A 25794-nucleotide genomic window follows, 5' to 3' on the forward strand; every position below is an offset into this window, starting at 1 on the left:
TTTATCATTCCTTAAAAAATGCTTTTTTATAATATTTAGTTTTTGTTTTAGTTTTCCTATGTGATATATGGATAATTTCTTTTTGTAATTTTTTCTTACCTTTTTCTACAACTTGACTATATGCAAATTTTTCTAAATGATGTAATAGTCCAGTACCAAATAAAGTATTAACTGAAAATTTTAAACCAACACTTTTAAATGATTTATTAATATTTTCAATAGGATTATTAATAACATTTACTACTTTATGATAAGTTCTAATAGTTCTAAATATTTCTCTATATACTTTAAAACTATCTCTAATTACTTGTTGCACCACTGGTGGAGCAAATGCTATTGCTTTTAATCATTTATTACGATTAACACCATAACCAATGTATCAACCACTATATCAACGATATCAATGAAATGGATGTATTTGAGTAACAAAAGTTTTTGCTTTAAGAATACTATCAACAACTGTAATTGGTTTATACTTAGGATTACGATGATAAATAGTAATTGCACATTTGTCTAATGATAAAGGTTGAATTTTACAACCCATAAATACTGGTGAATTTAGTGGAATTAATTGTGCATGTTTAATTGCTCTTTTTTCTGCACTAGTAAATAAATCTGTTGCTTTTTCTTTTAATTTATTAATTTTTTCAAATGCTTGTTTTTCTAATTTTTCAAATTTTTCTTGTAATTTATATATACTTTCTCGTAATTTTTCAAAATATGGTGTATCTTTTCAAAATTTATTTAAACCTTTTTTTAAATAAAATCTAATATCAAAATACTTAAAAATTTTATTTGCATTTAAAACAATTTTATGAATTGAACTATTTTTAAAATTAAATTTAATAGCATTAGCACGAATTTTTTGTAAATCTAAAATTAAAGTTTTTCCATATCTATTCTCTGTATGTATTGTATGAACTAAATTTAATCAATCATGTTGGTTCATTTTTAATACTTCTTTTAATTCAGTATTATATTTTTTTAAAAAGTTATTTGCTTTTTCAATATCTTTAATTTTAAACTTTGGAGTTAATTGTGGACTTAATTTTATTAATGTATTTTGTAATGATAAATATTCTTTTATTTGTTGTGATTTTAAAGATTTAAAATTATTTTTAAATTGTTTTTCAGCAACATAACCTAAATTTTGTGTTATTGTTTCACGATTAGGTACCAAACTATAATTAAATAAATAACGTTTATTACCAATGATTTTATCTGTTAAAATTTCTTTTCCACTTACTTGACTAATAATTTCTTGTAAATTTTTTGCTTCTTTAACACCAATTTGTTCTAATGTTTTAGTTTTTTGTGCTAACTTAATAAATTTAGTAGTACGATAACCACGACTAATTTTATTAATTCCAACAAATGCAGGTAATATATTAAAAAAAGTATTTAATGGTGTTACATTTCCTTTTAAATAATCATAAACTTGATTAATAGTAAAATCAGTTAAAAACTCTACACCAACAGCACTAATACTAGCAAGTAAATCACTTGCACCTAATCCAAGTGCTATACTTTCACTTAAACCACCAGTAAAAGGAGCAAGTGCTACTGCTATTACTTGTACACCAATCATTTCTAAAATTTCTCATCATCAACTTTTATGTTCTTGTTGTTGACTTGTTCTAGTATGTTTTGGTTTATTTATGTTTAAAAGTATTGCTGTACTAGTTGTACCAATTGGCATGATATTAATTTCCTTTATTTAAGAGTTATTTTAATTGGATTTGTTGTTCCTTTATAATTTAAGTCATTAACATTTGCAGTAATAGTTATATATAAGTCACCTACTTTTTGTTTTTGATTACTTACATTAGTTTTTCCTTGTGCATCACTAAAATATTTAATAGTTGGATTTGTTAAATTAGGATTTAATGTTTATTCATTAGTACTTTTTATTTCTGTATTTAATTCATTGTTATTGTTATTAACATTTGCAGTAATATTTGTTGTTAAAACTGTAATTTTAGTTTTTAAATCATTTTTTTCTGTTTTAATAACTCCACATAACATTCATCTTGATGTTGTTTCATTATTAGAAATATATGGGATTGCTTCTCCAACAACTTCACCAGCAACTTTATATGCTCTTCCTGCTTTAGCATCTTTAATAAAATCTACATAAATAACTGTATTTTCTATCATGTATCTTTTCATCGCTCTTGGTGTTGCTAAAACAAAGGTCATTAATTGTTGTTCATTTTTATCATTAGTAAAAATCATATAGTCATCAAGAACGATTTCACATAATACGCCTTTTACATATAAATTATTTCCATTTAAACGTAATTGTTGTGCCAACTGATTATCGGTAATTAAACCTTTATTATCTGCTAAATAAACTAAACTATCATAAAGACCATTAGTAATAAAAAATTTACTATTTGCAATATTTCTAAATTGAAACAAAGTATTTCAAGCAGATAACATCGATTTTAAATAGTCTACTGGTGTTGTATCTTCAATATCGATTTTAGTAGCAAATTTTGCAATTGCTTGTGTATCATCAATTGCCAATTTATCTGCTAAATCATTTGCAACTTCATATTGCATACTATCTAATAAATTTTGTCCATTATTTGCTTTTAAATCTACATCTGCAATAATTTCTCCTGCAAGATATTTTTTAGTTATTTTTTTACTAATTTTATCTGTATCAACATATGGTAATTCATATCTTTTACTTTTATCATCCCAAGCAATAATTTTTACTTCCGGTTTTTTTGGTTTTTTAAAAATAAACTCAATATTTACTGAGTCAACAATTTCAGTAGGAAAAAAGTTTGCCCATGGACTATTTGAAATTTTAAAAAACTCTATAAATTCTGGTGCTTCTACTAATCTCTCTGTATTGTCTAAATTTTGATTAAATGGTACTGACATTTTATTTCTTCCTTTCGTTTATAAATAATTTTTCTTTTTATAATTAATTAAAAAATTTTCTTTATCATTTGTTTTATTATTAATAATTATTTGTTTATTGCCACCTGTATTAATTGTTTGTTTAAATACCGGTTGTTCTTTAATCATTTTTTTAATAGTTTCTTCAATTTTTGAATTTTCTATATTACTTGTTTTAAATTTTAAATAATCATAAAATTCAGTTTTAACTTGATATTTTTTAAATATATTAATCATTTCTTTTTCTTTAATTTCTTGATTAAGTTTATTTAACTTATTTTCTGCTTCATTAACTTTATTTTCTATTTCTTGTGAAGAAGCATTATTTTCAGTTAAAGGTTCAGTTGTTTGTTGAACATTATTTTCATTTTCTAACATTTACATCACCACTTTTTTATTTATTTTCTTTATTAATCTTTTCATTTAACTTTGCTAATTTTTTTTGATGTTTAATAATTTTGTTATTTGCTCTAACATGTTTTGGAGTTGTGATAAATCTTTTTAATAAAACAATAATTTCTCTGCAAATTAATGTTCCAACGCTTGTTCCAATAATAATTAATTCATGTATAAATTCTTTCATTTCAATATTTTCCTTTCATTAATTAATTTTTTGATTTGTATCTAATTCCATTACTAATATTTGATAATCCTGAATATAAGCATTTTCTAATATATGATGTTTATAATTTCTATGAAAATTAATAGCATTTTCAATTGTAGAAAATAATTTATATTTTGTTTCAATTCCATAATTAGTTTTATATTTTAATAAATAAGCATATTTCATTTTAATATTCTCCTTTTTATAAATGATAATAATTTTCATCAAATTCTAAATTTGCATTAACATTAACTTCACTCATATTATCACTACCATATTGACTAGTTGTTTCACTATTAATTGAAAATCTATTATCATTATTAATTAAATGTGCTATTTCATTTGTAAAACTAGTTTCTTGCATTTCTACATCAAATTTTCTTTCCATAGGTAATAAATTATGGATAATTTCACTTGCACCAGCAATTATGGTAGGTACTGCATAAGCATTATTAAAATCATTATTTATCCCCATTGCAACACCACTTGAAATTAAACCACCACCAGTAGCCATATTACAAATTTTTCTTATTGTTTCAAATTTATTAGGTATTAATTCTAGAATTCCACTAATAAGATTTGAAATACCATAAGCATTTAAACTAATATATGTATCTCAATCCATTAATGACTGATTTTCTTGTTTATTTAATAGTAATCATGGAGGACCTTCTGTTGTAGTTGTAGTAGTTACTGGAATTGGTGTTGTTGGAATAATAGGATTAATATTATTTTCAGTTCATTTACTATAATTTGCTAATCCAATTGTTCCTAAACCTAATAAGATTTTTTTAGAACTATTAATTAATTTAGTTTTAGTATTTGGTCTTTGATTTAAATTTCATATATCTAAACCTAATTTTTTACCAAATAATAAACTATTAATTGAACCCAATATTGAATTATCTATTACTTGACCATAATAAGCACTTGTACCTATCATTGCACAAATTGGGCTTATACCAGTTCTTATTAATTTAGTTAAAGTATAATTTGATTGTGTATTTTCTATACTTGGCATTTTATTCTCCTTTAATTTCTAATTTTTTAACTGTTACTTTAATTCAACCTTGATAAACATCATTATCACCAACTATTAATGCAACATTACTTTCGGGATCAGAAACAATTATGTGTTTTGATTTAACATTTGGATATTGTTTTAAAATAATTGCTCTAATATCATTACTTGTATGAATTGCTTTTGGAAATGGTGATAATATTTCAATTTCATCTTTATTTTCAAACAAAGTAGGTAATATTATCATTAATGAAGTTCTCCATTTTCTATAAACTCAATTAATTTATAATAAGCAGTAAGTTTACCTGCTTCTTTTAATGAATCACATAAACAAATACTAATTTGCTTATTCAATCAGATAATTAATTTTTCATTATATTTATTAATTACTTTTTGTTTAAACTCTTCTCTTAATTTTTCTATATTATATAAATGTTCTTCAGTTATTTCTTTATTACGTTTTTTATTATATTCATTAATAATTTCTTGGTCTTTATTCACTATCTATTTCTCCTTATTTTTATTTAAATTATTAACTATTATTTCTAAACATGTCATACATCAATTTTTACTTAATCAGATTCTTTTATTACATTTTTTACATTTATTCATTATTAAATTCACCATTAATTATTTTTTGCAATAAAATATCAAGTATCAAATCTATTTCTGTACCGTTATAGAATTTTTGTTGTTTTTTAATATAATTAATTAATTTTTCTTTATTCATTATTTAGTCCTTTCATTAAATTTTTATGTTTTTCAATGATTTCATTATGTTTTTTTTAGTTCTTCTTTATAACTATCACTTTCAATAATTTTTAAAGTTTCTTTTATTTTTTTCATGTATCATTCATCAAAATTCATTATTTATTCCTTTCATTTTTTAAATCATTTAACATTAATTGAACAAAATGCACGATTTTTAGGAATATTTAAAGTATTAAAGATTTGACCAGTTACTATAATTTCATCATTTTTATTTAATAAAATACATCGTTTATAAAATTTTGGGTTATTAAAAATTAAAGTAACATAGTTTAATCCATTTCATTGACCACGAACAGTATAATATAATTGTTTATTACCTTTTTCATGATATTTTACTTCAATAGTATTACTAATTTTTACTGTTAATTTAACGTAATTTTCTTTATTTTTCATTTTTATAATTCCTTAAATAATATTGAATATGTTTATAAGCATCTTGTTCATGTTTTGTAAATTTTATATTTCCTTTATAATCTTCTATTTTATGTTTGTTTTTTGGTTCATTTTCATGATAATCTCAGTTCATAACATCTTGTACTAATATCATTAAAGCACCAATAACTTTTGGTGTTGCTAATGGATTAATTAATAACTGTTTTGAACTTAAAAAGAAATTTTCTACAATAACTAATATTTTTTTATTTTTAAATTGTTTTTTAATTAATTTAAAATATTCTTTATATATATTTTTACTTTCTAAAACTGTTTTTGCTTTAAATGTTTCATTAAAAATAATATTATTAGTTTCATTTGAGTATATAACAATTCCATTATTACCAATACCAGCAGGGTCAATACCAATGATTAATTCGTATTGCATTTATTAATCATCTCTACATCAATCACAAACATATCCATATGATTTTGTATAATCTAAATGTTTTTCAATATTATAATTATCTTCATATTTTTTAGTATTATGTTGTTCTGCTTCTAATTCTGTTTTAAAGTGATAAAGCATATTGATTTTGTTATCTTCATATAATTCATTACATTCAACACATCTTTTTCTTCTTTTTTTAGTTTTATTCATAATCAAAATATCCTTTTCAATTATTTTTGCTGTTTGTTTAAGGTATTTAGGTAGTTTGTGATAACAACTGTTACATATTAAATAAGGTATTGGTCAATTTTTATATTTAATAGTTTTAGTAGAATTATTAATACAATCTTTTCAAACTTTATTTTTACAAATTCTTAATTCACATTTTTTATTTTCATTAATATTCATAACTTTATTTATTTCTTTAATTTTTACTTACAGTAATTAATAAAATTATTAATCCAATTAAAGTTGAAATTAAAGAAATAATTATTTTTATTTTTAATCACTTTTTTTGATGTTCTTTTGCTATTTTGATTTTTTGTTCTATTAATTCTTTCTTTTCTTTTTCTTCCATTTTTACTTTCTTTTCTAATATATTCTGTTGCTTGTAGCATAAAGAATATATATTTTTATTTTTATATTATTAATACTATTAGTTTTATTCATTCCAGAAATTCTGGGCTCAAAAATAAATTGTGAAATTTTAAAAAGAAATCGAGGCATTCGATTCAATATTTATTTAATTTGTGTTAAACAAATTAATATTTTAATTGAACCGGCACCGCTCAATTTTTTTTACAAGTTTGAAATTTATTTTCTCGCCCAAAAAAATTTTCAAAAAAAATAAAACCAACGCTTGCTCACTGGGGAGTGGCAAGGTTGGTTAAATAAAGAATAGAATTAATATAGTAGGTTCCCTAGTAGGTCTATATATACTAGTTTCCAATTCGCTCCCACCCCAAGAATTACCATTACTGGTTAGTATATTTTATTAGGTATCACTCCACTTTTTATTTATCCATGCAAGTCCACATGTTTTGGCCACTATTTTTAACAACTGTGTTGTGGTTCACTGTTTTAATTCCCTAACACGTGTTGATAATAGCGTTAAAGATGGTTATTAATTATTAACTTTTTCCTACTTGGTCACTGCGTGTAGTAGATATTTAAAGGGTGCTAATAATAAAAATTTTAAAATTTTACAATTACAAAAAAAGACAAGATTATTTCTTGTCTTTTTCCTTTGAGAATAATTTTTATTTTATCTTATAAAATCTATATTTTTTAAAATACGTCGAATATAAATTTAAGGGTAAAAGAGAATTTAATTTGTCTATCATCATTTTTAAATGGTAATGTTGGAAAGAATTTATTTATCTAGTAATTCATCTTCCTACTTTTTTGGGAACTCCCGTATAAAAACAAATGTACCAAAAAATACAAATATTACAAAAAAAATATAAAATTAATGTAAAATCCGTTTATTTAAAAATATTTTTTGAATTTTGCTTTTATCAAAAATTTTATAAATAAAATCTAAAATATCATTTTTATTAAATGTATTTTTTAATCAATACCTAAATCGTAAACTTTCTAAACTAACATAATAATTAAAGTCTTTAAAATAATCACAATTTGCAACATAATCATAACTTCCACCAATTAAATTGGTAACACCTTGTTCATTTGGTTTAGTTTTAAATAAATAAAATTCTTTTGCTTTTGCACATGCTTGTACTAATTCTTGTAAACTTAACATTTTAGTTCCGCGAACTACAAGCGGATTTCTACAATTTCTACTAAATGAATATGCTTGAACACCAACATCTTTTTGATTTAATGATTTAATATTTTCTTGTACTTTTGTTACATATTTACTCAAATATTTAACTACAAATTCATTTGTTCCTTTATGTACAACCTTTAAATCAATACCTTTATTATTACCAGCATGTGTTCATCATGTAGTTATCATACTATATGGTATTTTACGATTAAATAATATATGAAAATGAACTGCACCACGCTTTTGATATTCATAAACATAAAACTATCTTAATTCACCCAAATGTTTAGCACGTTTAGGGTCATTTCATCAACGTTTTAAACGTTTAAAGAATAATTGTAAATCATGTTTTGCTTTTTTAATATCAGTTTCATTTTTATGATAAGTTAAAGTTAAAAAACTCAAAACTCTTGCATTATAAAAATTATGTAATGCTTTTTGAACTAATTTACATTTAGTACGAACATTATTATTTCTTAATTTAGTATTATTACCAATATTCTTTATACCTAATTTATTTCTCTCATTTTTTAAAATATCAATAGGCAAAACAACATTCTTAACATAACAAGCATAAAAAATTTTTTTAACATAAAAATTGTATGAAATATTCATCTATAATCAATCCTGGTAGGAATTTTTGATAAAATTGAATGATTTATAAATAAATATAAATCTTTATATATATTATCATAAAAAATAAAAAAAAGTATCAAATTTGACACTTGCGGTGAAAAATGATACTTAACAGATAAAAATATTATATATAATAGTAAAAACAACAATAAAATAAATAAAAACGATTTTTTTACTACTATAATAGTAATTTCGGAGAAATTTTATAATATATATAGGTATTATCAATAACTACTATAAATTTTAATAATATATTGTAATTAAAAAAATAGTAAGTATTTTAAAACACTTACTATTTTTATTTTTTTAATTTTAAGTATTAATTTAAATTAAACCAAATATCTAAACCAATAAATTTAATAATTAACGTACCAATACAATAAGTAAAAACTAAAGTTGTTAACATATATAAAATTCATGATTCTTTTATTCTTTTATGATCAAGAAATTTATTAAAAGGAATTGCTTTTACAGCAAATCCGCTAGCAATAAAACTAAAAAGATAAATACTTATTTCAATTATTCATTTTATTAAATGTGAATCATGCATATTTATTAACCTCCACTAACCCTTTTAATACGCTCATCAAATACCTTTGTTTCTTGCTCTTTTAAAATTGATGTATATTCAACTTTATCACTAATAATACGAACCATATGTAAATCAGTTACCAAAAGTCCACCAGAAATCGTTAAATTACGAATTTTTTCTTTAATTTTAAATGACATTTTCGATATTTGAATATTAGCAATCAAAGGTGTATGCCATTCAAGAATACCAACATAGCCTTCAGTTGTTTTAACATTAACTCACTGTACTTCTCCATCGAAAAAAATACCATCAGGAGTAATAATTTTAAGATTTAATGCCATACTATCACCTTCAATTATCTCAATTTCTTTGCCTTTTCAATTGCTTGTTCAATAGTTCCTACATATAAAAACGCTTGCTCTGGTAAATCATCACATTCACCATCTAAAATTTGTTTAAAACTATTAACAGTTTTACTAATCGGAATATAAATACCATTTAAACCCGAAAATTTTTCAGCAACATGAAATGGTTGTGAACAAAAATTACGAATTCTTCTTGCTCTAGCTACTATTTTTTTATCTTCTTCACTCAACTCATCCATTCCTAAAATACCAATGATTGGTTCTAATTCAGAAAAACGTTGAATTGTTTCAATAACTCTTTGCGCAACATCATAATGCTCCTGACCAACAATAGCAGGATCTAACATTCTTGATGAAGATTGTAAAGGATGAACAGCAGGATAAAGCCCTAAAGCAGCAATATTACGATCTAAAACAATTTTGGCATCCAAGTGAGTAAATGTTGTCGCAGGAGCTGGATCAGTTAAATCATCAGCTGGTACATATACTGCTTGTACAGATGTAATAGAACCACGTGTTGTTGATACAATACGTTCTTGTAAAGCACCCATTTCTGTCGATAATGTTGGTTGGTACCCTACTGCTGAAGGCATTCTTCCTAATAAAGCTGATACTTCACTACCAGCTTGTGTAAAACGAAATATATTATCAATAAATAATAATACATCTTGTTGTTTTTCATCACGGAAGTATTCAGCAATTGTTAAACCAGTTAATGCAACACGCATTCTAGCACCTGGTGGTTCTGACATTTGACCAAACACTAAAGCAGTTTTACTAATAACACCTGACTCTTGCATTTCATAATATAAATCATTACCCTCACGTGTTCTTTCGCCAACTCCTGAAAAGACAGAAATACCACCATGTTCTTTAGCTATGTTATTAATTAATTCTTGAATTAAAACTGTTTTACCAACTCCAGCTCCACCGAATAAACCAATTTTTCCACCTTTAGCATAAGGTGCTAATAAATCAATAACTTTAATTCCTGTTTCTAAAATTTCAGATTTTGATTGTAATTCATCAAAACTAGGAGGTGTACGATGAATAGGATATTTTAATTTAGTTTTAAGTTCTTTACCATCATCAATGACTTCACCCAATACATTAAAAAGTCTACCCAAAACTTCTTCACCAACAGGAACACTAATTGGTATTCCTAAATCAACTGCTTCAAGACCACGTAGTAATCCTTCAGTTGGACCCATTGAAATACAACGAACACTATCATCACCAATATGTTTTGCAACTTCAACAATTAATTTTTGACCATTATTATCAATACTAATAGCATTATTTAAATTAGGTAAACTATTATCATTAAAACGAATATCAATAACTGGACCTGAAATTTGAACAATTTTTCCAATATTTCGTTTAGTTGGTAATTGTTTACTAGTTTTAACACTTTCTTTGCTATTAACTACTTTTTTAGTCACTTTTGCTTTTACTTTAGCAATAACTTTAGTGTTATCTTTTTTTAAAGAATTTTTATCACTAACATTTTTTTCTTTAATTGTTATAGATTTTTTACTAGTTGCATTTTTCATTTTAGTTTACTCCTTTATTATGATGATTGGGCATCAGCGCCACCAATAATTTCTGAAATTTCTTGAGTAATAGCACCTTGACGTGCACGATTATAACTTACTAATAATTTATCTTTCATTTCTTTGGCATTATTTGAAGCATTTTCCATTGCTAATCTTCGTAATGCTTGCTCTGACACTTGTGATTCTACTAATGCACCATAAACAATGGCACCAACATATAAAGGAATAGCACTATTAATAACAGTATTAGCGTCTGGTTCAAAATCAGTTTGAATTAAATTACTTTCTTGATTAGTTTTAATAGAAACAATTGGTAATAAATCAATAATTGTTGGAATTGTTGTTACCGTATTTACATATTTTGTATATGCAATTTTAATAGCATCAGTTTCTTTATTATTAAACTTAGAAAGTAACAACAAAGATATCTCTTGCGACTCATTATATGATGATTGAATGTTAATTTCAGTATAAGATTGCATAATTTTACAATGATGATTAGTAAAGTATGAAACTCCTTTACTACCAATAACAACTATTTCATCTTGTGGTTGATATTGTTCTAGTACTAATTTATTTAAATTATTATTAAAACCACCACATAATCCTAAATTAGAATTAAAAACAACTCATATTGTTTTATTAATAACTTGATCCTTTGTTTTTAAATAAATTGAATTACTTAATTTAGGTATTAGTTGATTGAATGTATCATAAACTTCAGAATAATAAGGTTTAATCATCTCAATTCTTTTACCTACTTTTTTTAATTTAGCTGTTGATACTAGTTGCATTGCTTTAGTAATTTTATAACTAGTATTAACAGATTTAATTTTTTGTCTAATTTGTTCCATGCTTTGAGCCATGATATTTCACCTTACCTTCCTAATACATTATTTGAATGTTTTAATTAGTGTTTCCCATTCTTCAAGACTACCATATATTTTAGGATTATAGTCATTTAGCTTATTAGTCAAATTATAAACAACCTGCATAATGCCTTGACTAATGCTCACTTGTAACTCTTCACTAAATGCTTGATCTTGCTGTAACTTTAAATAACTTTTTCGTTGTTGTTTTTGAAAATAAGTTATTACTTCCTTTTTAAAAGAATCCATCATTTCTACTGGTAATCATTTAATTGCCTTATTTTTAATTGCTAATAAAATAATTGCTTGATCAATTTGATTTAATGGTTCATTTTGTTTTTGTTTTAAAATTTCAATGGCACGTTTACCATGTTCAATAACAGCTCTAGTATTTTCATCTAAATCAGAACCAAATTGTGAAAAAGCTTGTAATTCACGAAATTGTGCTAATTCTAATTTTAATGTTCCACCTGCTTGTTTTATTGCTTTAATTTGTGCTGATGAACCTACCCGTGAAACTGATAAACCTACAGCAACTGCTGGACGAATTCCGGCATTAAATAATTCTGACATTAAAAAAATTTGACCATCAGTAATTGAAATAACATTAGTAGGAATATATGCAGAAATATCACCGGCTTGTGTTTCAATAATAGGTAAGGCAGTAATACTCCCACCACCATGTTTTTCATTTAATTTAGCTGCACGCTCTAATAAACGTGAGTGAAGATAAAAAACATCTCCTGGATAAGCTTCTCTTCCTGGTGGTCTTCTTAATAATAAAGAAATAGCACGATAGGCCACTGCATGTTTACTCAAATCATCATAAACAATTAAGACATCTTTACCTTCTTCCATTCATTCTTCGGCAATAGTTACTCCTGTATAAGGAGCAATATATTGCAAAGGAGCAACTTCACTAGCAGTAGCAGCAACAATAGTTGTATACTCCATTGCCCCTAGTTGTGTTAATTTATCAACAATTTGAGCAACAGTTGAAGCTTTTTGACCAATAGCAACATAAACACAAAAGACATTTTTACCCTTTTGATTAATAATAGTATCAATAGCAATCGTTGTTTTTCCAGTTTGACGATCACCAATTATTAACTCTCTTTGACCTTTGCCAATCGGAATCATTGCATCAATTGATAATAATCCTGTTGCTAAAGGTTCTGATACAGATTTTCTAGTCATCACACCCAGCGCTATTCTTTCAATCGGTCTAGTTTTCGTAGTTTTAATTGGACCTTTACCATCAATCTTTTGCCCTAGTGCATTAACAACTCTTCCTAAAAGCATATTACCAACTTGTGTTTCAACAACATTACCTGTTCTACTAACAATATCTCCTTCTTTGATACCTGTGTCATCCCCCATTAAAGTAACACCAACAGCAGTTTCTTCTAAACTCAAAACCATACCATAAATATTACTTTTAGGAAAAAATACTAATTCACCATTAACAGCCTTATCTAAACCATGAATTAGCGCAATTCCATCACCGACAGTAACAACAATGCCTTCCTCATTAGCACTAATTTTTTTACCATAATTTTTAATTTGGCTTTTTATAATTTCTGAAATTTGATTAACATTTAAGGACATTTGTTTTACCTCTATTCATGACTTAATAATTCTTGTTTTAATTGATCAATTTGACCTTTAACGGAACCATCAAAAACTTGATTCCGTACTTTAACTTTAATACCGCCAATTAATGATTTATCAATCTTGTTAACGACTTTAATCTTATGTTTAATGACTTTCTCAATTTTCAATTTTATTTGATTTATTTGTTGGTTTGAAAGTTCTATTACTGAATAAATAATGCCATAGTTTACATCTTGATATTCATTACATAATTTGCGAAATTCTTTTAAAATGAAACGAACACACTGGAAATGATGTTCATCAATCAACAAAAAGAAAAAATTTAACATATATGGTTCAATATGATTTTTAAAAGTTTCACTAATAATTTGTTTACGTGTTTCAATAGTTATATTACTACTACTAGTAATATCAATAAATTCTGGATAAGTAGTAAAAATATCAATTAATTTATTACTTTCTTCAGCAAATTGAGTAATTTTTTTTATTTCTCTTGCTAATTGAAAAAGACCATTACTTCATTGATTAGCTAATCCTTCATCTATCATTTAACTTCACCACTATTCCAAATTCTTAATAAAATCAGTAATTAATTGTTCATGTTTTTTAGCATTCATTTCAGCACCAATAATTTTTTTAGCTGCTTCTAATGCTACTACTTTGATTTCTTCGTTAATCTTTGCTTCTGCCTCTTTACGAGCACGAACTAAATCACGATTTGATTGATTAGTAATACGCATACTCTCTTCTTGCGCTTTATCAATAATTTGTTTACGCTTATTGTAACCATCATTTTGTGCATTAGCAATAATTTCCTGAGCTTCAATTTTAGCAGCTTTTAATATTTGACTAGCTTCACCACGATCTTGATTAGCTAATGATTGCTTGCAAGCAGCATCATCAAGTTTTTCTTTAATTACTAAATGTCGCGAATGTAAAGCCTTACGAAACGGAGCATAAACTCATCTTCAAAGTACCATTAATAAAATTAATGTTGCAAAAATATGAGCAATAAAAACAGGAAGATTGGGAAATAATTGATTAACAATATCATCACCTGATACTAAATCATTGAAATTAAAATTCATAAAATCACCTACTTTTTAATATTTTTTAATACCTTATGCTACAAATATTAAAATTAGAGAAACAACTAATCCATAAATAGCACCTGATTCGGCAATAGCTGCACCAATAACAAATTGTGTTCTAATTTTAGATTCTACTTCAGGATTACGAGCAACCGCTTCAACAGCTTTACCAGCAGCAAAACCTTGACCAATTCCACTTCCTGCACAAGAAATAGTTGAAATTCCAGCTCCAACAAACTTTAAATTCATCAATCCATTAGGATCAGCTGCTAAATGATTAAAAAAATGAAAGACATGTGTCATTACTGTTGTTAATAATTCCATAATAAATAAATTCTCCTTTTTGTGTTTTATTTTTTTTCCATAATTGAACGTTCGGTATAAATTTCTTCTTCATGATTTATTGCTTGTTGTTTACGAAGTTTTTTTGGTAATTTAATAGTAAGTTCTCCCTTATGAGAACTTCCTTCCTCCATTTGTAACTTCCAATAAACAAGAGTTAAGGTACCAAAAATTAAGGCTTGAATACTTCCAGCAAATAAATCAAAATAAATATGTAAGAATGGTCCAATTACACCAATTAATAAATTCATCTGACCAATAATTGGGATATTACTTCAAATATTAGCAGTTACCCCATAAAGCATTGCCAAAATAATACTTCCACCTAAAATATTACCAAATAAACGAAAAGATAAAGAAATCAAAGGTGCAAATTGAGTAATTAATTCTAGAGGGTTAATAATAAATTTTTTAAAAAATAAAAGTTTCTGAAATTTAATAGCAATATAATATATTCCAATAAAAGTAACTAATGCCATTGATAAAGTAACAGTATACATTGATGACTGTGGTTCAAGACCAATAATCGATAATCAATTACCAATTAAAATATAACCCATTACATATAACAAATAAACTGTCAGGTTTTTATACTTTACACCAAGAACATCAACAACAATTTTTTCAACTGATTTAATTATTAATTCAACAACTAAAACAATACCTCTTGGATCTTCATCAGGCTTCATTCGTTTTACTTTATAATAATAAATATAACTAATAACACTGATAAAGACTGTTGTTATCAAAATTGTTACCAATTGTGGCATAATTTGTAAATAATTCCAACTTTCCAATCCAGCTAAAGTTTCCATTTAAATTCCTTCTTTTAAGTTATTTTTTTGATATACACATAATGTTGCAGTAATAGTAGCAACCATTAATATTGACATTCCGGCAATTATAGTAAAAATATTAGCAAAGTTAAAGAAAATATTCAAAACTATAATTGAACCATAAATTAACATTCTTAATAAGAATCCAAAATATGCTAAGGTTTGTTTTAAATGTATTCCGCTGGTTAATCATTTTGACGATAAATATAAAAAGCATAACCCAATCATACTTCCTATAAAACCAATATTAAATCCAGCAATTAATAACCAATGGTTTGTATTAATTATAACAGTTATAATTAATCCTACATTAATTAATAATCAATAGCATAACATTGTAAAAAGTATTGAAAGAAAAAGGTTATTTCTAATTTTTTTCATTAAAATATTTATTTAGTTCCAAAAATTCGATCACCAGCATCACCCAATCCAGGTACAATATAACCATCATCATTTAATTCTTTATCCAACGCTGCTAAAAAAATCTTAACATCAGGATGATTATGATTAATTTTCTTAATAGCTACTGGTGCTCCTACAATGGAAACTAAAGTAATATTTTTAAAACCTACTTTTTTTAATTCTTTAATAGCAGCGTCAGCAGTACCACCAGTAGCAAGCATTGGATCTAAGATAAATACTAATGCATCACTTATATTTTTAATATTTTTGGGATATTTAAAAAAATATTTTTGTGGTTTTAAAGTTTCTTCATCACGATAAAGACCAACATGACTAATAATTGCATTAGGTACTACATACTCAAATCCATTTGTCATCCCTAATCCTGCTCTTAAAATCGGAGAAAGAATGATTGTCTTGGTTAATGTTTTACCAATAACTTTAGTAATGGGTGTTTCAACTTCAATTTCATCAAGAGGAATATCTTTAAATACTTCATAAGCCATTAACGTTGCAATTTCGCTTAAATTCTCTTTGAAATCTTTTTTTTGGGTTAAGTGATTTCTAATTCTTGTTAATTTATCTTGTATTAAAGGATGATTAACAATAAACAGATTTTTACTACTTTCCACTAAAAACACTCCTTTATCTTTAATGCGTATATTTTCAATAATTTAAAATATATACTAATATGAAATTCTACGCCTTTTAATTTATAAATCAATAAAATAACAATAAAAATAACGAAAAAAGATAAAAGATTTATTCAAAAATTATTTTTTTAATTGTTAATAACATTCTTATAGTTCAAAATTAACTAAATAAAAATATAATTTATAAATTTTATTTTAATAACTTTGTTTTTATTTTAAAAAATTATAATCTAAAATATAAATTCAATAAATTTCTTTTATTGATATAGAAAATTATATATTTACAATAAACTATTAATAGTAATTTTTGTCTTATTTTTATCAAAAAAAATCTTATGTTAAAATTAAAAGATAAAACTTCATACAAGTTTTTAAACTATTATTTTAATTTTAAAATAAATAGTTTTTTTATTTTGAAAGGAGAAAAAATGAAAAAAATTCAAAAATACTTTACATATACAGGTGGAATATTAGGTGGTAGTGCAGCGCTAAGTGGCATAAGTTATTTTTATTATGATTTAATTTCAAAAAATAAGGAAGCTTTATATGATCCAGAAGCAGGAATGGCACTCTTTGGAATAATGGTTAGTATAACAGGTTCAACTTTTATTGGAGCATTTTTAGGTTCTAAACTAGGATATGGAATTAGCACTTCCATTTCAAATATTTATGATAAATGTTTTCCAACAAATATTTCTGATATTAATGTTGAAAGTAATAACGAACAACAAATATCTGAAAGAACTCCATTATTAAGAAATAACGATATAACAAGTATTAATGGTGAACAATTACCAATAATTAATCAAAATCATTGTCAATTAACTTTTTCATAAACTTAATAAAAATAAATGTTGGTAATTTACTAACATTTTTTATTTATGATTAAATAACAATAAAAAAAAGTTACTGTTTAACACCCATTTTTTTCATTTCTTCATATAACCTATTATTATTTCTATTATTTCATGTACCAAATTGATGATTAAAAGAAGTAAGCAAAGGATAAGAAAACCCAAGTTCTACTAATTTTTTAATACATTTAAAATAATCTCCTTTTAATGGTAAAACAACTTCAGTAACTTTCTGTTTTCATGGTTGTTTATATTGAATACCACTATAAATATCATTTAATTCAGGAACAATAAAAGCATAAATTCCACCAACACCAACTTCCATAAAATTATGTTTATTTGGATGAGGATATTCAAAAATTTTAATATGCAAAACCAAATGTTCTAGTAAATTACAATAAACTAATCGATCAGCATATTGATATGCAAATGGTGACTTTTGAGCTCATTTGGGAGTAGATAACAAAATTGCTTTATCTTCATCAATATGATGAATATATAAACCTTCTTTTCCCCTTGTTATTCCTTGTGATTTCTTAGACATTGTTGCATCTGAAAAATAATTTTTTGAAATACATCCATATTTATTTTTTAAAAAATTACAAACATTTTCATAATTCATTGTTAATAATTTTTCTACTTCTGACATGCTTACCCCATACTATACTACTTTATTTTTATGATAATAATGAAAATCAAGTTTTCTTTTTTATTACCCAAAATAATATAAATTAATCTTTAACAAAAGCTAAGACAAAACTAAAACTACCATGTAATAAAAAATGATAATCATCTTCAATAGCATTAACATTAATATGAACATCATCAAATGTTTTAATAGATTCTGATAAAGTATGACCTTCTACATTAACAATATAGTCACTATCTTGTTTTGCTGTTGCAACAATAGCATTAATTTTACTTTCAATTAATGATAAACAACGTAAAGCAATTGCTTCACCAAAAGTAGTGGTATTAATTTTAATTTTTTCTTCTTGCTTATCAATATTAACATTACTAATGTCTTTAGCTTTTGATACTAATTTTACACAAGCATTAAAACTACCTTTTAAAAAATTACTATTATTTGAAGCAGATACATTAACAGCAAGTGATTCAAATTTATCAATTTTAGCATACATATCATTATGATTAACAATTGTTATTTTATAATCGGTTCCATTTTCTGGTTTTTTTCCTTCTGGAACTAATTTATTAATTTCAGTTTGTACTTTAGTTTTAAATTTAATTAAAGCTGTATTATAAATATCTTTATTTAATTCAACAGGAGCATTAGTAACTTCCATATTAATATTACTAATATCAACATATTTTTGATTTGCATCATTTACCTTATCACATGCAATAAGTGGTAAAGAAATAATGCTCGTTAAAAACATCGTTTTAAATACTTTTAATATTTTTCTCATAGTTTTTCACCTATTATTCTCTCGAAAAAACTAATCTTCTTAGTTTTAACTTTATATTTCTAAATTATTTTTGATTATTAACTTATTATTATTTTGTTTTCTTGAATATTTTTTATAACTATTTGTTCCAATAAAAATATAGTAAATTAAAATATTAATAGAACCTATTAATACTGATACTAAACCAAAATATAACAATAGGCTAACTTTAAAAGAAGAAAAAGAAAATATAATTCCTAAAGTAATTAAAAAAAAGCCAGTAAATTGAATAAACTTTCAAGTATTAAATTTAAAGTGTTTTTTTGCCATAATTTTGCTCCTAATAATATATTTTGTATAATTATATCATTTTCACAAAAAAAGCAAAATTTTTAATTATTAAATAATAATTGTTATAAACTAATAACATGAACAGCAAAACTAATTGCTTCTTCATATTTATTAAAAAGAAAAAATAAACGTTTATTTTGAAAATTAATTTCAATACCAATATATTTTTGTTTATTTTTTATATAATTATTTTTTTCTCAAAAAAATGTAATACTTTTAACATTAACTAATGGTATTATTTGTAGTTCAAAAGAATCAATAAAATAAAGATTATTTCGTGAAATTAACAAGTCTATTTGATTTAAAGGTATAAAATCTGATGATTTGATAAGATTAATGTCTTTAATTTTATAACGTAAAAATAATTTTTTGGCATCACTATATTCAGTTTTTAAAAGAATATTTTGGCCAGAAATCTTATTAAGATCTTCATACTTTCCCAAAATGACTTTGTCACTATAATAAATATCTTCTTTAATTTTTTCTATTGAAACTGGTAATTCTTTAGTATTTATTTTTTTTAATTTTAAGTATTTATATAAAGTATTTATATCTTTAGTAATTTTTAATATTTTCTTTTGTTTATTTTTTTTAATTAATAAAATTAGTGCAATTAATAAAATCAATATTGTTGTGCATGCAATAATAATTAAAATTATTCATCAATTCATAGTATTATCTCCTTTTTTAATACTGTTATCTAATTATTATCTAATAATTTTATCATTAAAACTATTAAAAATAGTTGATGGTTTATTTGTTAAAATCTCACCTGCTACTCTATACCTTAAGTTAGGCAAGTTTATATTATGATAATCGTTAATTGGTTGTTCATTACTTAAATTACAACTTGTAGCTACTAAAGGGCCTGTTAATTTAATTAATTTTTGAATAAAATGTGAAGCACTAACTCTAATTGCTATTGTCTTTTTATTTATTCAATATGATGTGTTTAAACTAGGTTGTTTTAAAACTATAACAGTAACTTTACCAGCACTAAAATTATTTATTAAAAATGACTGTAATTGATCGCTAATTATACCAATGCTTTTAGCTTGTTCTCAACTAGCAACTAAAATTGGCAGTTCTTTAGTATAATCACGTTTTTTTATTTGATAAATTTTATTAATAGCTTTGTCATCATTAAATTTACAAACAAGACCATAAATTGTATCTGTTGGTAAAGCAACCACTTCGCCATTAGCAATGATTTGACTAATTTCTTTAATTTTATTTTGCTGTAAAGTTATCATGAAAACACCACTATAAATTTTAACTAAATTATACACCTATTATTTTAAATATAATAGTTGTTTCAAAATAATGAATAAAAAACTTATAAATGATATTTGTAATTTAAAATAAACCTTAAAATTACTAATTAAAGATTGGAAAATCATTCATTAATGGTTTAATAAACATCTTAATTTAATATAGATTAATATTTATATTAGATTTTTATTAAATTAAATATAGAAGGAGAATCAAAAAATATGCCCAAAAGAAAAATAGGAATACAACATACTAATGAAGAAATTGAAAAAATAAGAAAAGAAATTGAAGATAATGATAATAAACCATTTATAATAGAAACAATTTGTATTCAAAATATCATTGAAAAAACAATTGATAAAAAATTTAATAATAATGATTTTACAAAAATGATTTTTCCCAATAAAGAATTAGATAGCACTATAAAAAAAGAAATTATAAAATTAGAAACTCAATTTAAAGATGCAGAAATAGATTATATTAAATTTAATTCTCATTTACCAAAAATATAATGAAAGTTAAGATTTATCTTTCTGGTGATGTTAAATAATCATTATTAAATTTATTAAAAATAAATGATTTTATATTTGTTTTTTATTTATACTATTAATTTTATATAAAAAACATCTTTAAACTTATTGTCAAAGATGTTTTTTATATAAAAATGTAAGGGAAATTAACATTAAATTGTCATGATTGATTGTATTATTTTATATATATGACTAATACTTTTAATATTAGTATTAATCATTTTCTTAAATAAAGAAAGTCACAAATTGATTCAATTATAATTTTGAGTATTGTTTTTATTAGTAAATAAAATGAAAATAAAATGAATTTTAAATTTGTTTTGAAATATCAAAGGGTTTTTTATATATAAAAGGATAATAGGGAACTCGTAATTAGGGATAGGTACTAATTGATTTATTAATAATATTTTTTCATAAATATGACTTTTAATTATAGAACATTCATCAATATCTAAAAATTCTAAATTTAAATTATATTTTTTGATAAATGTTTTTTGAAATGCTCACAAAATAGATTTAATACTATAAAATTTTTCTTGGATATAAAAATTAAATACCACAATTGAATATTGAATTCTTTTTAACATTACTCATTTTATTTTTTCATTAATATTTTTTTCTAATTCATAATTTCATGAATTTTCATTAATATTAATGACAGAAATATTCTTATATTTATCTAAATTATAATTACTATAGATATTTACCTTTTCAATTAATATACAAGGTTTTTGATTTAGTAAATGAAGCTTAAAATTATTACTTAAGTTATTTTTTAGGGAAATAATTAAAATATTAGGGAAATTTACTTTTATAAATGAAGTTATTTGAATTTTATTAGCATAGGAGTCATCAATTAAGAATATATATAAGGGAATGTTTCAGTTCTCATTTGCTATAAAACTTTTATGAAAAGTAATCATTAAAAATTTATTTTGTAAAAGATTAAGATTGGGAAAATAATTATTTTTTAATTGCGAATTTATAATAAAAAGGAGTTGTTGCCCTCATTGGTAGTCACTTTCTATTTTAAAAGTATCATCCAAGGCAAAACTAATATCACTATAATAATTAAATTGTAATTTAAATCAATTATCACTAAGAAAACTATTCAAATTACTTTTAAAAGTATTTGAATATAAAGACACCTGATATTCATAAGTAATAAAAGAAAATATTTTTTGAGTAATGTTACTAATTTCTGAAGTTATATTTGGAAATAATTGACTGTCAACTTTAATATTAAGTAAACAAATGAAATTAAAATAATTGGTTTCAAACTTATCAAAATCGATAGCAAACTCTTTAGCAATTATTAATCTAAAATGTTCGACTTCTTTTTTTATACTTAAGTTTAAATTAAATTCAATTTGTTCATCTTTTTCAAGAAAAAAATTAAGTTTAATTTTTCGTACATGAATTGTTAAAAATCATATTAGTTGATCATCATAATATTTTTTATAACCGATATTGATCATTATAATTTCTATTTTTTTGTATATATAGGTTAGGACTTTATCATTAGTTAAGAGAATTTTTTTATCTTTACTAATAAGTTTTATAATAATAATAGCGGTTATAAATCTTAAATGTCATTCATAACCATCTAATTGAAACCCTTTATTATGTTCAAATTTTAATTTTAATCTTAAATTTTGTTCAAAGAAAAAGTTATTCAAGTAAATAATGTCTTTTTTTAAATTATACTTATTTGTGTTACTTATATTGATAAGTCACTCACTACTTAAATATTTTTTTTGTCATACACATATTAAGAACAAATTACTCATTCTAACAAAAGGATATTCATTGGATATGTGGATAAACTGTGTAAGCAAAGTATTTATTGCTATTATTTCATTGTCACCATTAATTACAAAGTAATCTTGCTTTCTGGAAATATTACAATTACTAATTTTTATTAACATTGTATTAATAAAAGTAATATTTCTTTGTAAAGTTCGAAATGTAACATTAAATTTTTCCATTAGAAATGCTATATTAACCGAACAAGAATACTGAAAATATTTTAATATTTCAATGATACGCCACATTAAAACTGCCCCCGTTATCCTAACTGAAAGATTAAATGAGATTTTCCTTTTCAAAAAATAAAATAGTCACCTTTTGAGTGACAAAATTATTGTTCTTAAATTATTTTTATATGTTATAATGCTTGCCAAATAAATAGCATTCTTCATTTATTATTAATATCTTTAATAAATTTGTAATTATATTGTGGTAAATACTTTTTAATAAGAATAGTTAGTGCTTTTTTTTGATCAAAACCAAATTCAAATGCTAATAAAAAAGATTTTTCTAAAACTGCATGACATTGTTGAAAAATTACTTCATAAAAATATAATCCTTTATGATCAGCAAATAAAGCTAATTTTGGTTCATATTGTAAATTATGTTTTGAAAAAGTATTTGCTGTCTCATCAATATATGGTGGATTTGAAACAATAATATTAAATTTATGATTTTTAAGATTTGTAAATATATCGCTTTCAACAAAATTAATATTTTTTAGGTTAAAATTATCATTATTAATCTTAGCAATAGTTAATGCATCTTTGCTAATATCACTTGCTACTATATTTCAATTAGGTTTCTTTAACGCTAAACTAATAGCAATAGCACCACTGCCTGTCCCTAAATCTAATACTTTTAAATTATCATTATTAAAAATGTTTTGCGCATAGACAAAAACATTTTTAACTAGTTCTTCGGTTTCATTACGAGGAATTAATACTCTATTATCAACAACAAACTTATGATCAAGAAATCATTGATAACCAATAATATATTGTAAAGGATAGCCAGCAACAAATTTTTTAACTAGTTGTAAATATGATTCTAAAAAATCTATTGCTATTGTTTGACTAAGATTTGCATATAATCAAGATAAATCTTTATTAATAAACTTTAATAAAATTATCTTATTAATTTGTTCATTTTTTTTATTAATTTTTTTTGCTAATAAAAGATAATCTCTATAAGTCATTAATTTATACTCCAAAAATAAATATTTTATTGAAAATTAACAGATGAATTATTATTTCTTGAAGTTTTTTTTATTAAATTATTAACAACGAGAATTAAAACAATAATACTAAAAATAAATAAAAAACTAATTGTTAATAAACAAATAATTGGAAAAAGAATAATGTAACTACAAATACTAATAATAAAACCAAAATTATTAATATTATTACCATTAATATTTCGTAAAAATTCTAAATTTTTTCATAATAAATAATGAAAAATTAAACTAGATGCACTAGCAAATCATAATGTTAAAACTAAAAATAAAATGTGAATAATACCACTACTAAAAGTTAATGTAATAAACGTTCCTAATGCCGCATATAAAAAAATAACTGATATTAAAAACAAAATTTTTGTTCTAGAGTCTAAAATCTTAAAATCCATAATAATTTCTTCCTTTTTTACTTTAATACTGTAATATTTTCATCAATATTTTCTAATTTTTCTTTTTGTTCACTACTAATTAAAGCAATAATAATTTCATCAATATTACCTTCCATAATACGATCTAACTTTAATAAAGATAATCCAATTCGATGATCGGTTACTCTATTTTGTGGATAATTGTATGTTCTAATTTTTTCTGAACGATCACCGCTACCAACAGCTGTTTTTCTTAAATTACCAATTCTTCCCTGTTCTTCTTCAACTTTTTTTTCATAAAGTTTAGCTCTTAATACCCGCATTGCTTTATCTTTATTATCATGTTGACTTCGTCCGTCCTGTGAAGTTACAACAACACCTGTTGGAATATGAGTAATTCTAATTGCTGAATCGGTAGTATTAACATGTTGACCACCAGCACCACTAGAACGATAAGTATCAATTCTTAAATCAGAATTATTTATTTTAATTTCAACTTCATTAACTTCTGGCAATACAGCAACCGTTGCAATTGAAGTATGAACTCGTCCTTGTGATTCGGTTTTTGGAACTCTCTGAACACGATGTCCACCAGCTTCAAACTTTAATTTAGCAAATACATGTTTACCTTTAATCATAAAAGCAATATAACTAAATCCACCATTTATTGCTTCTTTTGCTTCAATAGTTTCAATTTTTCATCGTTGAATTTCACAATACTTACTATACATACGATATAAATCACCAGCAAAAATATTTGCTTCATCGCCACCAACAGCTCCTCTAATTTCAATAATAACATTTTTATCATCATTTATATCTTTAGGAATTAGTGTTAGTTTTAATTCATTTTCTGCTTTTTCTAATTCAATTTCATTTGCTTTAATATCTGTTTTAAGCATTTCACAAAGTTCTTGATCCTGTTCGGTTGCTAATGCCTTTTTTGCTTCAATAATTTCTTTGTTAATTTTTTCATATTTTCAATATTGTTCAATAATTGGTTCTAATCTACTATGTTCTTTTGTTAATTCAGTGTATTTATCACGAGGAATTAATTCGGGATTTTCTAATTGCTTTTCAATTTCACTATATTTTTTAGTAAGTTGCATTAACTGTTCTAATGTTTTTTCATTCATAATATCACACC

38 protein-coding genes are annotated in these 25794 nt (G+C 23.7%); 2 read left to right on the top strand and 36 right to left on the bottom strand.

What is annotated here, in order from left to right; genetic code table 4:
* Window position 1: 1 nt before the first annotated feature.
* The 27 genes from AACK83_RS10150 to upp all read right to left on the bottom strand — a co-directional run bounded on the left by AACK83_RS10150 (window position 2) and on the right by upp (window position 16796).
* Window positions 2-1699, bottom strand: a complete 1698-nt coding sequence (locus AACK83_RS10150) for a hypothetical protein (protein WP_338958287.1) — start codon at window positions 1697-1699, stop codon at window positions 2-4.
* 191 nt (window positions 1700-1890) lie between these two features.
* A complete protein-coding gene (locus AACK83_RS10155) occupies window positions 1891-2895 on the bottom strand; it encodes a hypothetical protein (protein ID WP_338958289.1) in 1005 nt (334 codons plus the stop codon).
* A gap of 18 nt (window positions 2896-2913) precedes the next feature.
* On the bottom strand, window positions 2914-3291 hold the full coding sequence (locus AACK83_RS10160) for a hypothetical protein (protein WP_286641354.1): 378 nt from the start codon (window positions 3289-3291) through the stop codon (window positions 2914-2916).
* Window positions 3292-3307: 16 nt separating this feature from the next.
* Complete coding sequence (locus AACK83_RS10165) at window positions 3308-3496, bottom strand: hypothetical protein (protein ID WP_338956674.1); 189 nt, start codon at window positions 3494-3496, stop codon at window positions 3308-3310.
* Between the two features lie 18 nt (window positions 3497-3514).
* Entirely contained in the window at window positions 3515-3703 is a 189-nt protein-coding gene (locus tag AACK83_RS10170; RefSeq protein WP_338956672.1) for a hypothetical protein, read from the bottom strand.
* 16 nt (window positions 3704-3719) lie between these two features.
* The gene (locus AACK83_RS10175) at window positions 3720-4538 is read right to left on the bottom strand and encodes a hypothetical protein (RefSeq protein ID WP_338956670.1); all 819 of its coding nucleotides are present in this window, start codon (window positions 4536-4538) and stop codon (window positions 3720-3722) included.
* A 1-nt stretch (window position 4539) separates the two neighbouring features.
* Complete coding sequence (locus AACK83_RS10180; protein ID WP_338956669.1) at window positions 4540-4785, bottom strand: hypothetical protein; 246 nt, start codon at window positions 4783-4785, stop codon at window positions 4540-4542.
* Entirely contained in the window at window positions 4785-5039 is a 255-nt protein-coding gene (locus AACK83_RS10185) for a hypothetical protein (RefSeq protein WP_338956667.1), read from the bottom strand. Before AACK83_RS10185 ends, AACK83_RS10180 begins: the two co-directional genes overlap by 1 nt.
* Window positions 5040-5142: 103 nt before the next feature.
* Window positions 5143-5268: a hypothetical protein gene (locus AACK83_RS10190; RefSeq protein WP_338956665.1), complete on the bottom strand. Its 126-nt coding sequence runs from the start codon at window positions 5266-5268 to the stop codon at window positions 5143-5145.
* A gap of 140 nt (window positions 5269-5408) precedes the next feature.
* The gene (locus AACK83_RS10195) at window positions 5409-5702 is read right to left on the bottom strand and encodes a hypothetical protein (RefSeq protein ID WP_338958291.1); all 294 of its coding nucleotides are present in this window, start codon (window positions 5700-5702) and stop codon (window positions 5409-5411) included.
* Window positions 5692-6129, bottom strand: a complete 438-nt coding sequence (locus AACK83_RS10200) for a hypothetical protein (protein WP_338956661.1) — start codon at window positions 6127-6129, stop codon at window positions 5692-5694. The genes AACK83_RS10195 and AACK83_RS10200 overlap by 11 nt, the downstream gene beginning before the upstream one ends.
* Before the next feature lie 3 nt (window positions 6130-6132).
* Entirely contained in the window at window positions 6133-6540 is a 408-nt protein-coding gene (locus tag AACK83_RS10205) for a hypothetical protein (RefSeq protein ID WP_338956660.1), read from the bottom strand.
* A gap of 16 nt (window positions 6541-6556) precedes the next feature.
* Window positions 6557-6709: a hypothetical protein gene (locus AACK83_RS10210; protein ID WP_338956657.1), complete on the bottom strand. Its 153-nt coding sequence runs from the start codon at window positions 6707-6709 to the stop codon at window positions 6557-6559.
* Window positions 6710-6723: 14 nt separating this feature from the next.
* Window positions 6724-6867 (bottom strand): hypothetical protein, encoded by a 144-nt coding sequence (locus tag AACK83_RS10215; protein ID WP_338957035.1) that lies wholly within the window; start codon window positions 6865-6867, stop codon window positions 6724-6726.
* 733 nt (window positions 6868-7600) lie between these two features.
* On the bottom strand, window positions 7601-8110 hold the full coding sequence (locus AACK83_RS10220) for a hypothetical protein (RefSeq protein ID WP_338958294.1): 510 nt from the start codon (window positions 8108-8110) through the stop codon (window positions 7601-7603).
* A 75-nt stretch (window positions 8111-8185) separates the two neighbouring features.
* Window positions 8186-8536: a hypothetical protein gene (locus AACK83_RS10225; protein WP_338958296.1), complete on the bottom strand. Its 351-nt coding sequence runs from the start codon at window positions 8534-8536 to the stop codon at window positions 8186-8188.
* 340 nt (window positions 8537-8876) lie between these two features.
* Complete coding sequence (locus AACK83_RS10230; RefSeq protein ID WP_174480957.1) at window positions 8877-9107, bottom strand: hypothetical protein; 231 nt, start codon at window positions 9105-9107, stop codon at window positions 8877-8879.
* A gap of 5 nt (window positions 9108-9112) precedes the next feature.
* Window positions 9113-9430, bottom strand: coding sequence for a F0F1 ATP synthase subunit epsilon (locus AACK83_RS10235; RefSeq protein ID WP_174480958.1), 318 nt, complete (start codon window positions 9428-9430; stop codon window positions 9113-9115).
* A 14-nt stretch (window positions 9431-9444) separates the two neighbouring features.
* Window positions 9445-11007 carry a F0F1 ATP synthase subunit beta gene (gene atpD / locus AACK83_RS10240; RefSeq protein ID WP_338958299.1) on the bottom strand — a complete coding sequence of 521 codons (1563 nt, stop codon included), beginning with the start codon at window positions 11005-11007 and terminating at the stop codon, window positions 9445-9447.
* A 17-nt stretch (window positions 11008-11024) separates the two neighbouring features.
* Window positions 11025-11876 carry an ATP synthase F1 subunit gamma gene (gene atpG / locus AACK83_RS10245; protein ID WP_338958301.1) on the bottom strand — a complete coding sequence of 284 codons (852 nt, stop codon included), beginning with the start codon at window positions 11874-11876 and terminating at the stop codon, window positions 11025-11027.
* Window positions 11877-11903: 27 nt separating this feature from the next.
* Window positions 11904-13487 (bottom strand): F0F1 ATP synthase subunit alpha, encoded by a 1584-nt coding sequence (gene atpA / locus AACK83_RS10250; RefSeq protein WP_338958303.1) that lies wholly within the window; start codon window positions 13485-13487, stop codon window positions 11904-11906.
* Between the two features lie 11 nt (window positions 13488-13498).
* Window positions 13499-14041 carry a F0F1 ATP synthase subunit delta gene (locus AACK83_RS10255; protein WP_252319360.1) on the bottom strand — a complete coding sequence of 181 codons (543 nt, stop codon included), beginning with the start codon at window positions 14039-14041 and terminating at the stop codon, window positions 13499-13501.
* Between the two features lie 12 nt (window positions 14042-14053).
* The gene (atpF, locus tag AACK83_RS10260; RefSeq protein ID WP_281749184.1) at window positions 14054-14581 is read right to left on the bottom strand and encodes a F0F1 ATP synthase subunit B; all 528 of its coding nucleotides are present in this window, start codon (window positions 14579-14581) and stop codon (window positions 14054-14056) included.
* Between the two features lie 33 nt (window positions 14582-14614).
* Window positions 14615-14908 carry an ATP synthase F0 subunit C gene (atpE, locus tag AACK83_RS10265; protein ID WP_281749185.1) on the bottom strand — a complete coding sequence of 98 codons (294 nt, stop codon included), beginning with the start codon at window positions 14906-14908 and terminating at the stop codon, window positions 14615-14617.
* 26 nt (window positions 14909-14934) lie between these two features.
* Window positions 14935-15741: a F0F1 ATP synthase subunit A gene (locus AACK83_RS10270; RefSeq protein ID WP_338958309.1), complete on the bottom strand. Its 807-nt coding sequence runs from the start codon at window positions 15739-15741 to the stop codon at window positions 14935-14937.
* The gene (locus AACK83_RS10275) at window positions 15742-16098 is read right to left on the bottom strand and encodes a hypothetical protein (protein WP_174480965.1); all 357 of its coding nucleotides are present in this window, start codon (window positions 16096-16098) and stop codon (window positions 15742-15744) included. It lies immediately after the preceding gene.
* 53 nt (window positions 16099-16151) lie between these two features.
* On the bottom strand, window positions 16152-16796 hold the full coding sequence (gene upp / locus AACK83_RS10280; RefSeq protein WP_308699596.1) for a uracil phosphoribosyltransferase: 645 nt from the start codon (window positions 16794-16796) through the stop codon (window positions 16152-16154).
* Between the two features lie 449 nt (window positions 16797-17245).
* Between upp and AACK83_RS10285 the strand changes: the two genes are divergently transcribed.
* A complete protein-coding gene (locus tag AACK83_RS10285) occupies window positions 17246-17653 on the top strand; it encodes a hypothetical protein (protein ID WP_338958313.1) in 408 nt (135 codons plus the stop codon).
* Window positions 17654-17723: 70 nt separating this feature from the next.
* Here the strand turns inward: AACK83_RS10285 and AACK83_RS10290 are convergent, their stop codons facing one another.
* The 5 genes from AACK83_RS10290 to AACK83_RS10310 form a co-directional block, all read right to left on the bottom strand.
* Window positions 17724-18320: a hypothetical protein gene (locus AACK83_RS10290; protein ID WP_338958315.1), complete on the bottom strand. Its 597-nt coding sequence runs from the start codon at window positions 18318-18320 to the stop codon at window positions 17724-17726.
* Window positions 18321-18402: 82 nt separating this feature from the next.
* Window positions 18403-19101: a hypothetical protein gene (locus tag AACK83_RS10295; RefSeq protein ID WP_338958318.1), complete on the bottom strand. Its 699-nt coding sequence runs from the start codon at window positions 19099-19101 to the stop codon at window positions 18403-18405.
* A 51-nt stretch (window positions 19102-19152) separates the two neighbouring features.
* Complete coding sequence (locus tag AACK83_RS10300) at window positions 19153-19410, bottom strand: hypothetical protein (protein WP_338958321.1); 258 nt, start codon at window positions 19408-19410, stop codon at window positions 19153-19155.
* A gap of 83 nt (window positions 19411-19493) precedes the next feature.
* Complete coding sequence (locus AACK83_RS10305; protein ID WP_338958323.1) at window positions 19494-20102, bottom strand: hypothetical protein; 609 nt, start codon at window positions 20100-20102, stop codon at window positions 19494-19496.
* A gap of 36 nt (window positions 20103-20138) precedes the next feature.
* Window positions 20139-20684, bottom strand: a complete 546-nt coding sequence (locus AACK83_RS10310; RefSeq protein WP_338958325.1) for an L-threonylcarbamoyladenylate synthase — start codon at window positions 20682-20684, stop codon at window positions 20139-20141.
* A gap of 240 nt (window positions 20685-20924) precedes the next feature.
* Between AACK83_RS10310 and AACK83_RS10315 the strand changes: the two genes are divergently transcribed.
* Window positions 20925-21215, top strand: coding sequence for a hypothetical protein (locus tag AACK83_RS10315; protein WP_252319341.1), 291 nt, complete (start codon window positions 20925-20927; stop codon window positions 21213-21215).
* 170 nt (window positions 21216-21385) lie between these two features.
* Here the strand turns inward: AACK83_RS10315 and AACK83_RS10320 are convergent, their stop codons facing one another.
* The 4 genes from AACK83_RS10320 to prfA all read right to left on the bottom strand — a co-directional run bounded on the left by AACK83_RS10320 (window position 21386) and on the right by prfA (window position 25783).
* A complete protein-coding gene (locus tag AACK83_RS10320) occupies window positions 21386-22711 on the bottom strand; it encodes a hypothetical protein (RefSeq protein ID WP_338958329.1) in 1326 nt (441 codons plus the stop codon).
* 689 nt (window positions 22712-23400) lie between these two features.
* Window positions 23401-24240, bottom strand: a complete 840-nt coding sequence (gene prmC, locus AACK83_RS10325; RefSeq protein ID WP_338958332.1) for a peptide chain release factor N(5)-glutamine methyltransferase — start codon at window positions 24238-24240, stop codon at window positions 23401-23403.
* 26 nt (window positions 24241-24266) lie between these two features.
* Window positions 24267-24668 (bottom strand): hypothetical protein, encoded by a 402-nt coding sequence (locus AACK83_RS10330; protein WP_338958335.1) that lies wholly within the window; start codon window positions 24666-24668, stop codon window positions 24267-24269.
* Between the two features lie 17 nt (window positions 24669-24685).
* On the bottom strand, window positions 24686-25783 hold the full coding sequence (gene prfA, locus AACK83_RS10335; RefSeq protein ID WP_338958338.1) for a peptide chain release factor 1: 1098 nt from the start codon (window positions 25781-25783) through the stop codon (window positions 24686-24688).
* Between the last annotated feature and the right edge of the window lie 11 nt (window positions 25784-25794).

This window comes from Spiroplasma endosymbiont of Tiphia femorata (assembly GCF_964020225.1).
In the GTDB taxonomy this organism is placed as follows: domain Bacteria; phylum Bacillota_I; class Bacilli_A; order Mycoplasmatales; family VBWQ01; genus Spiroplasma_E.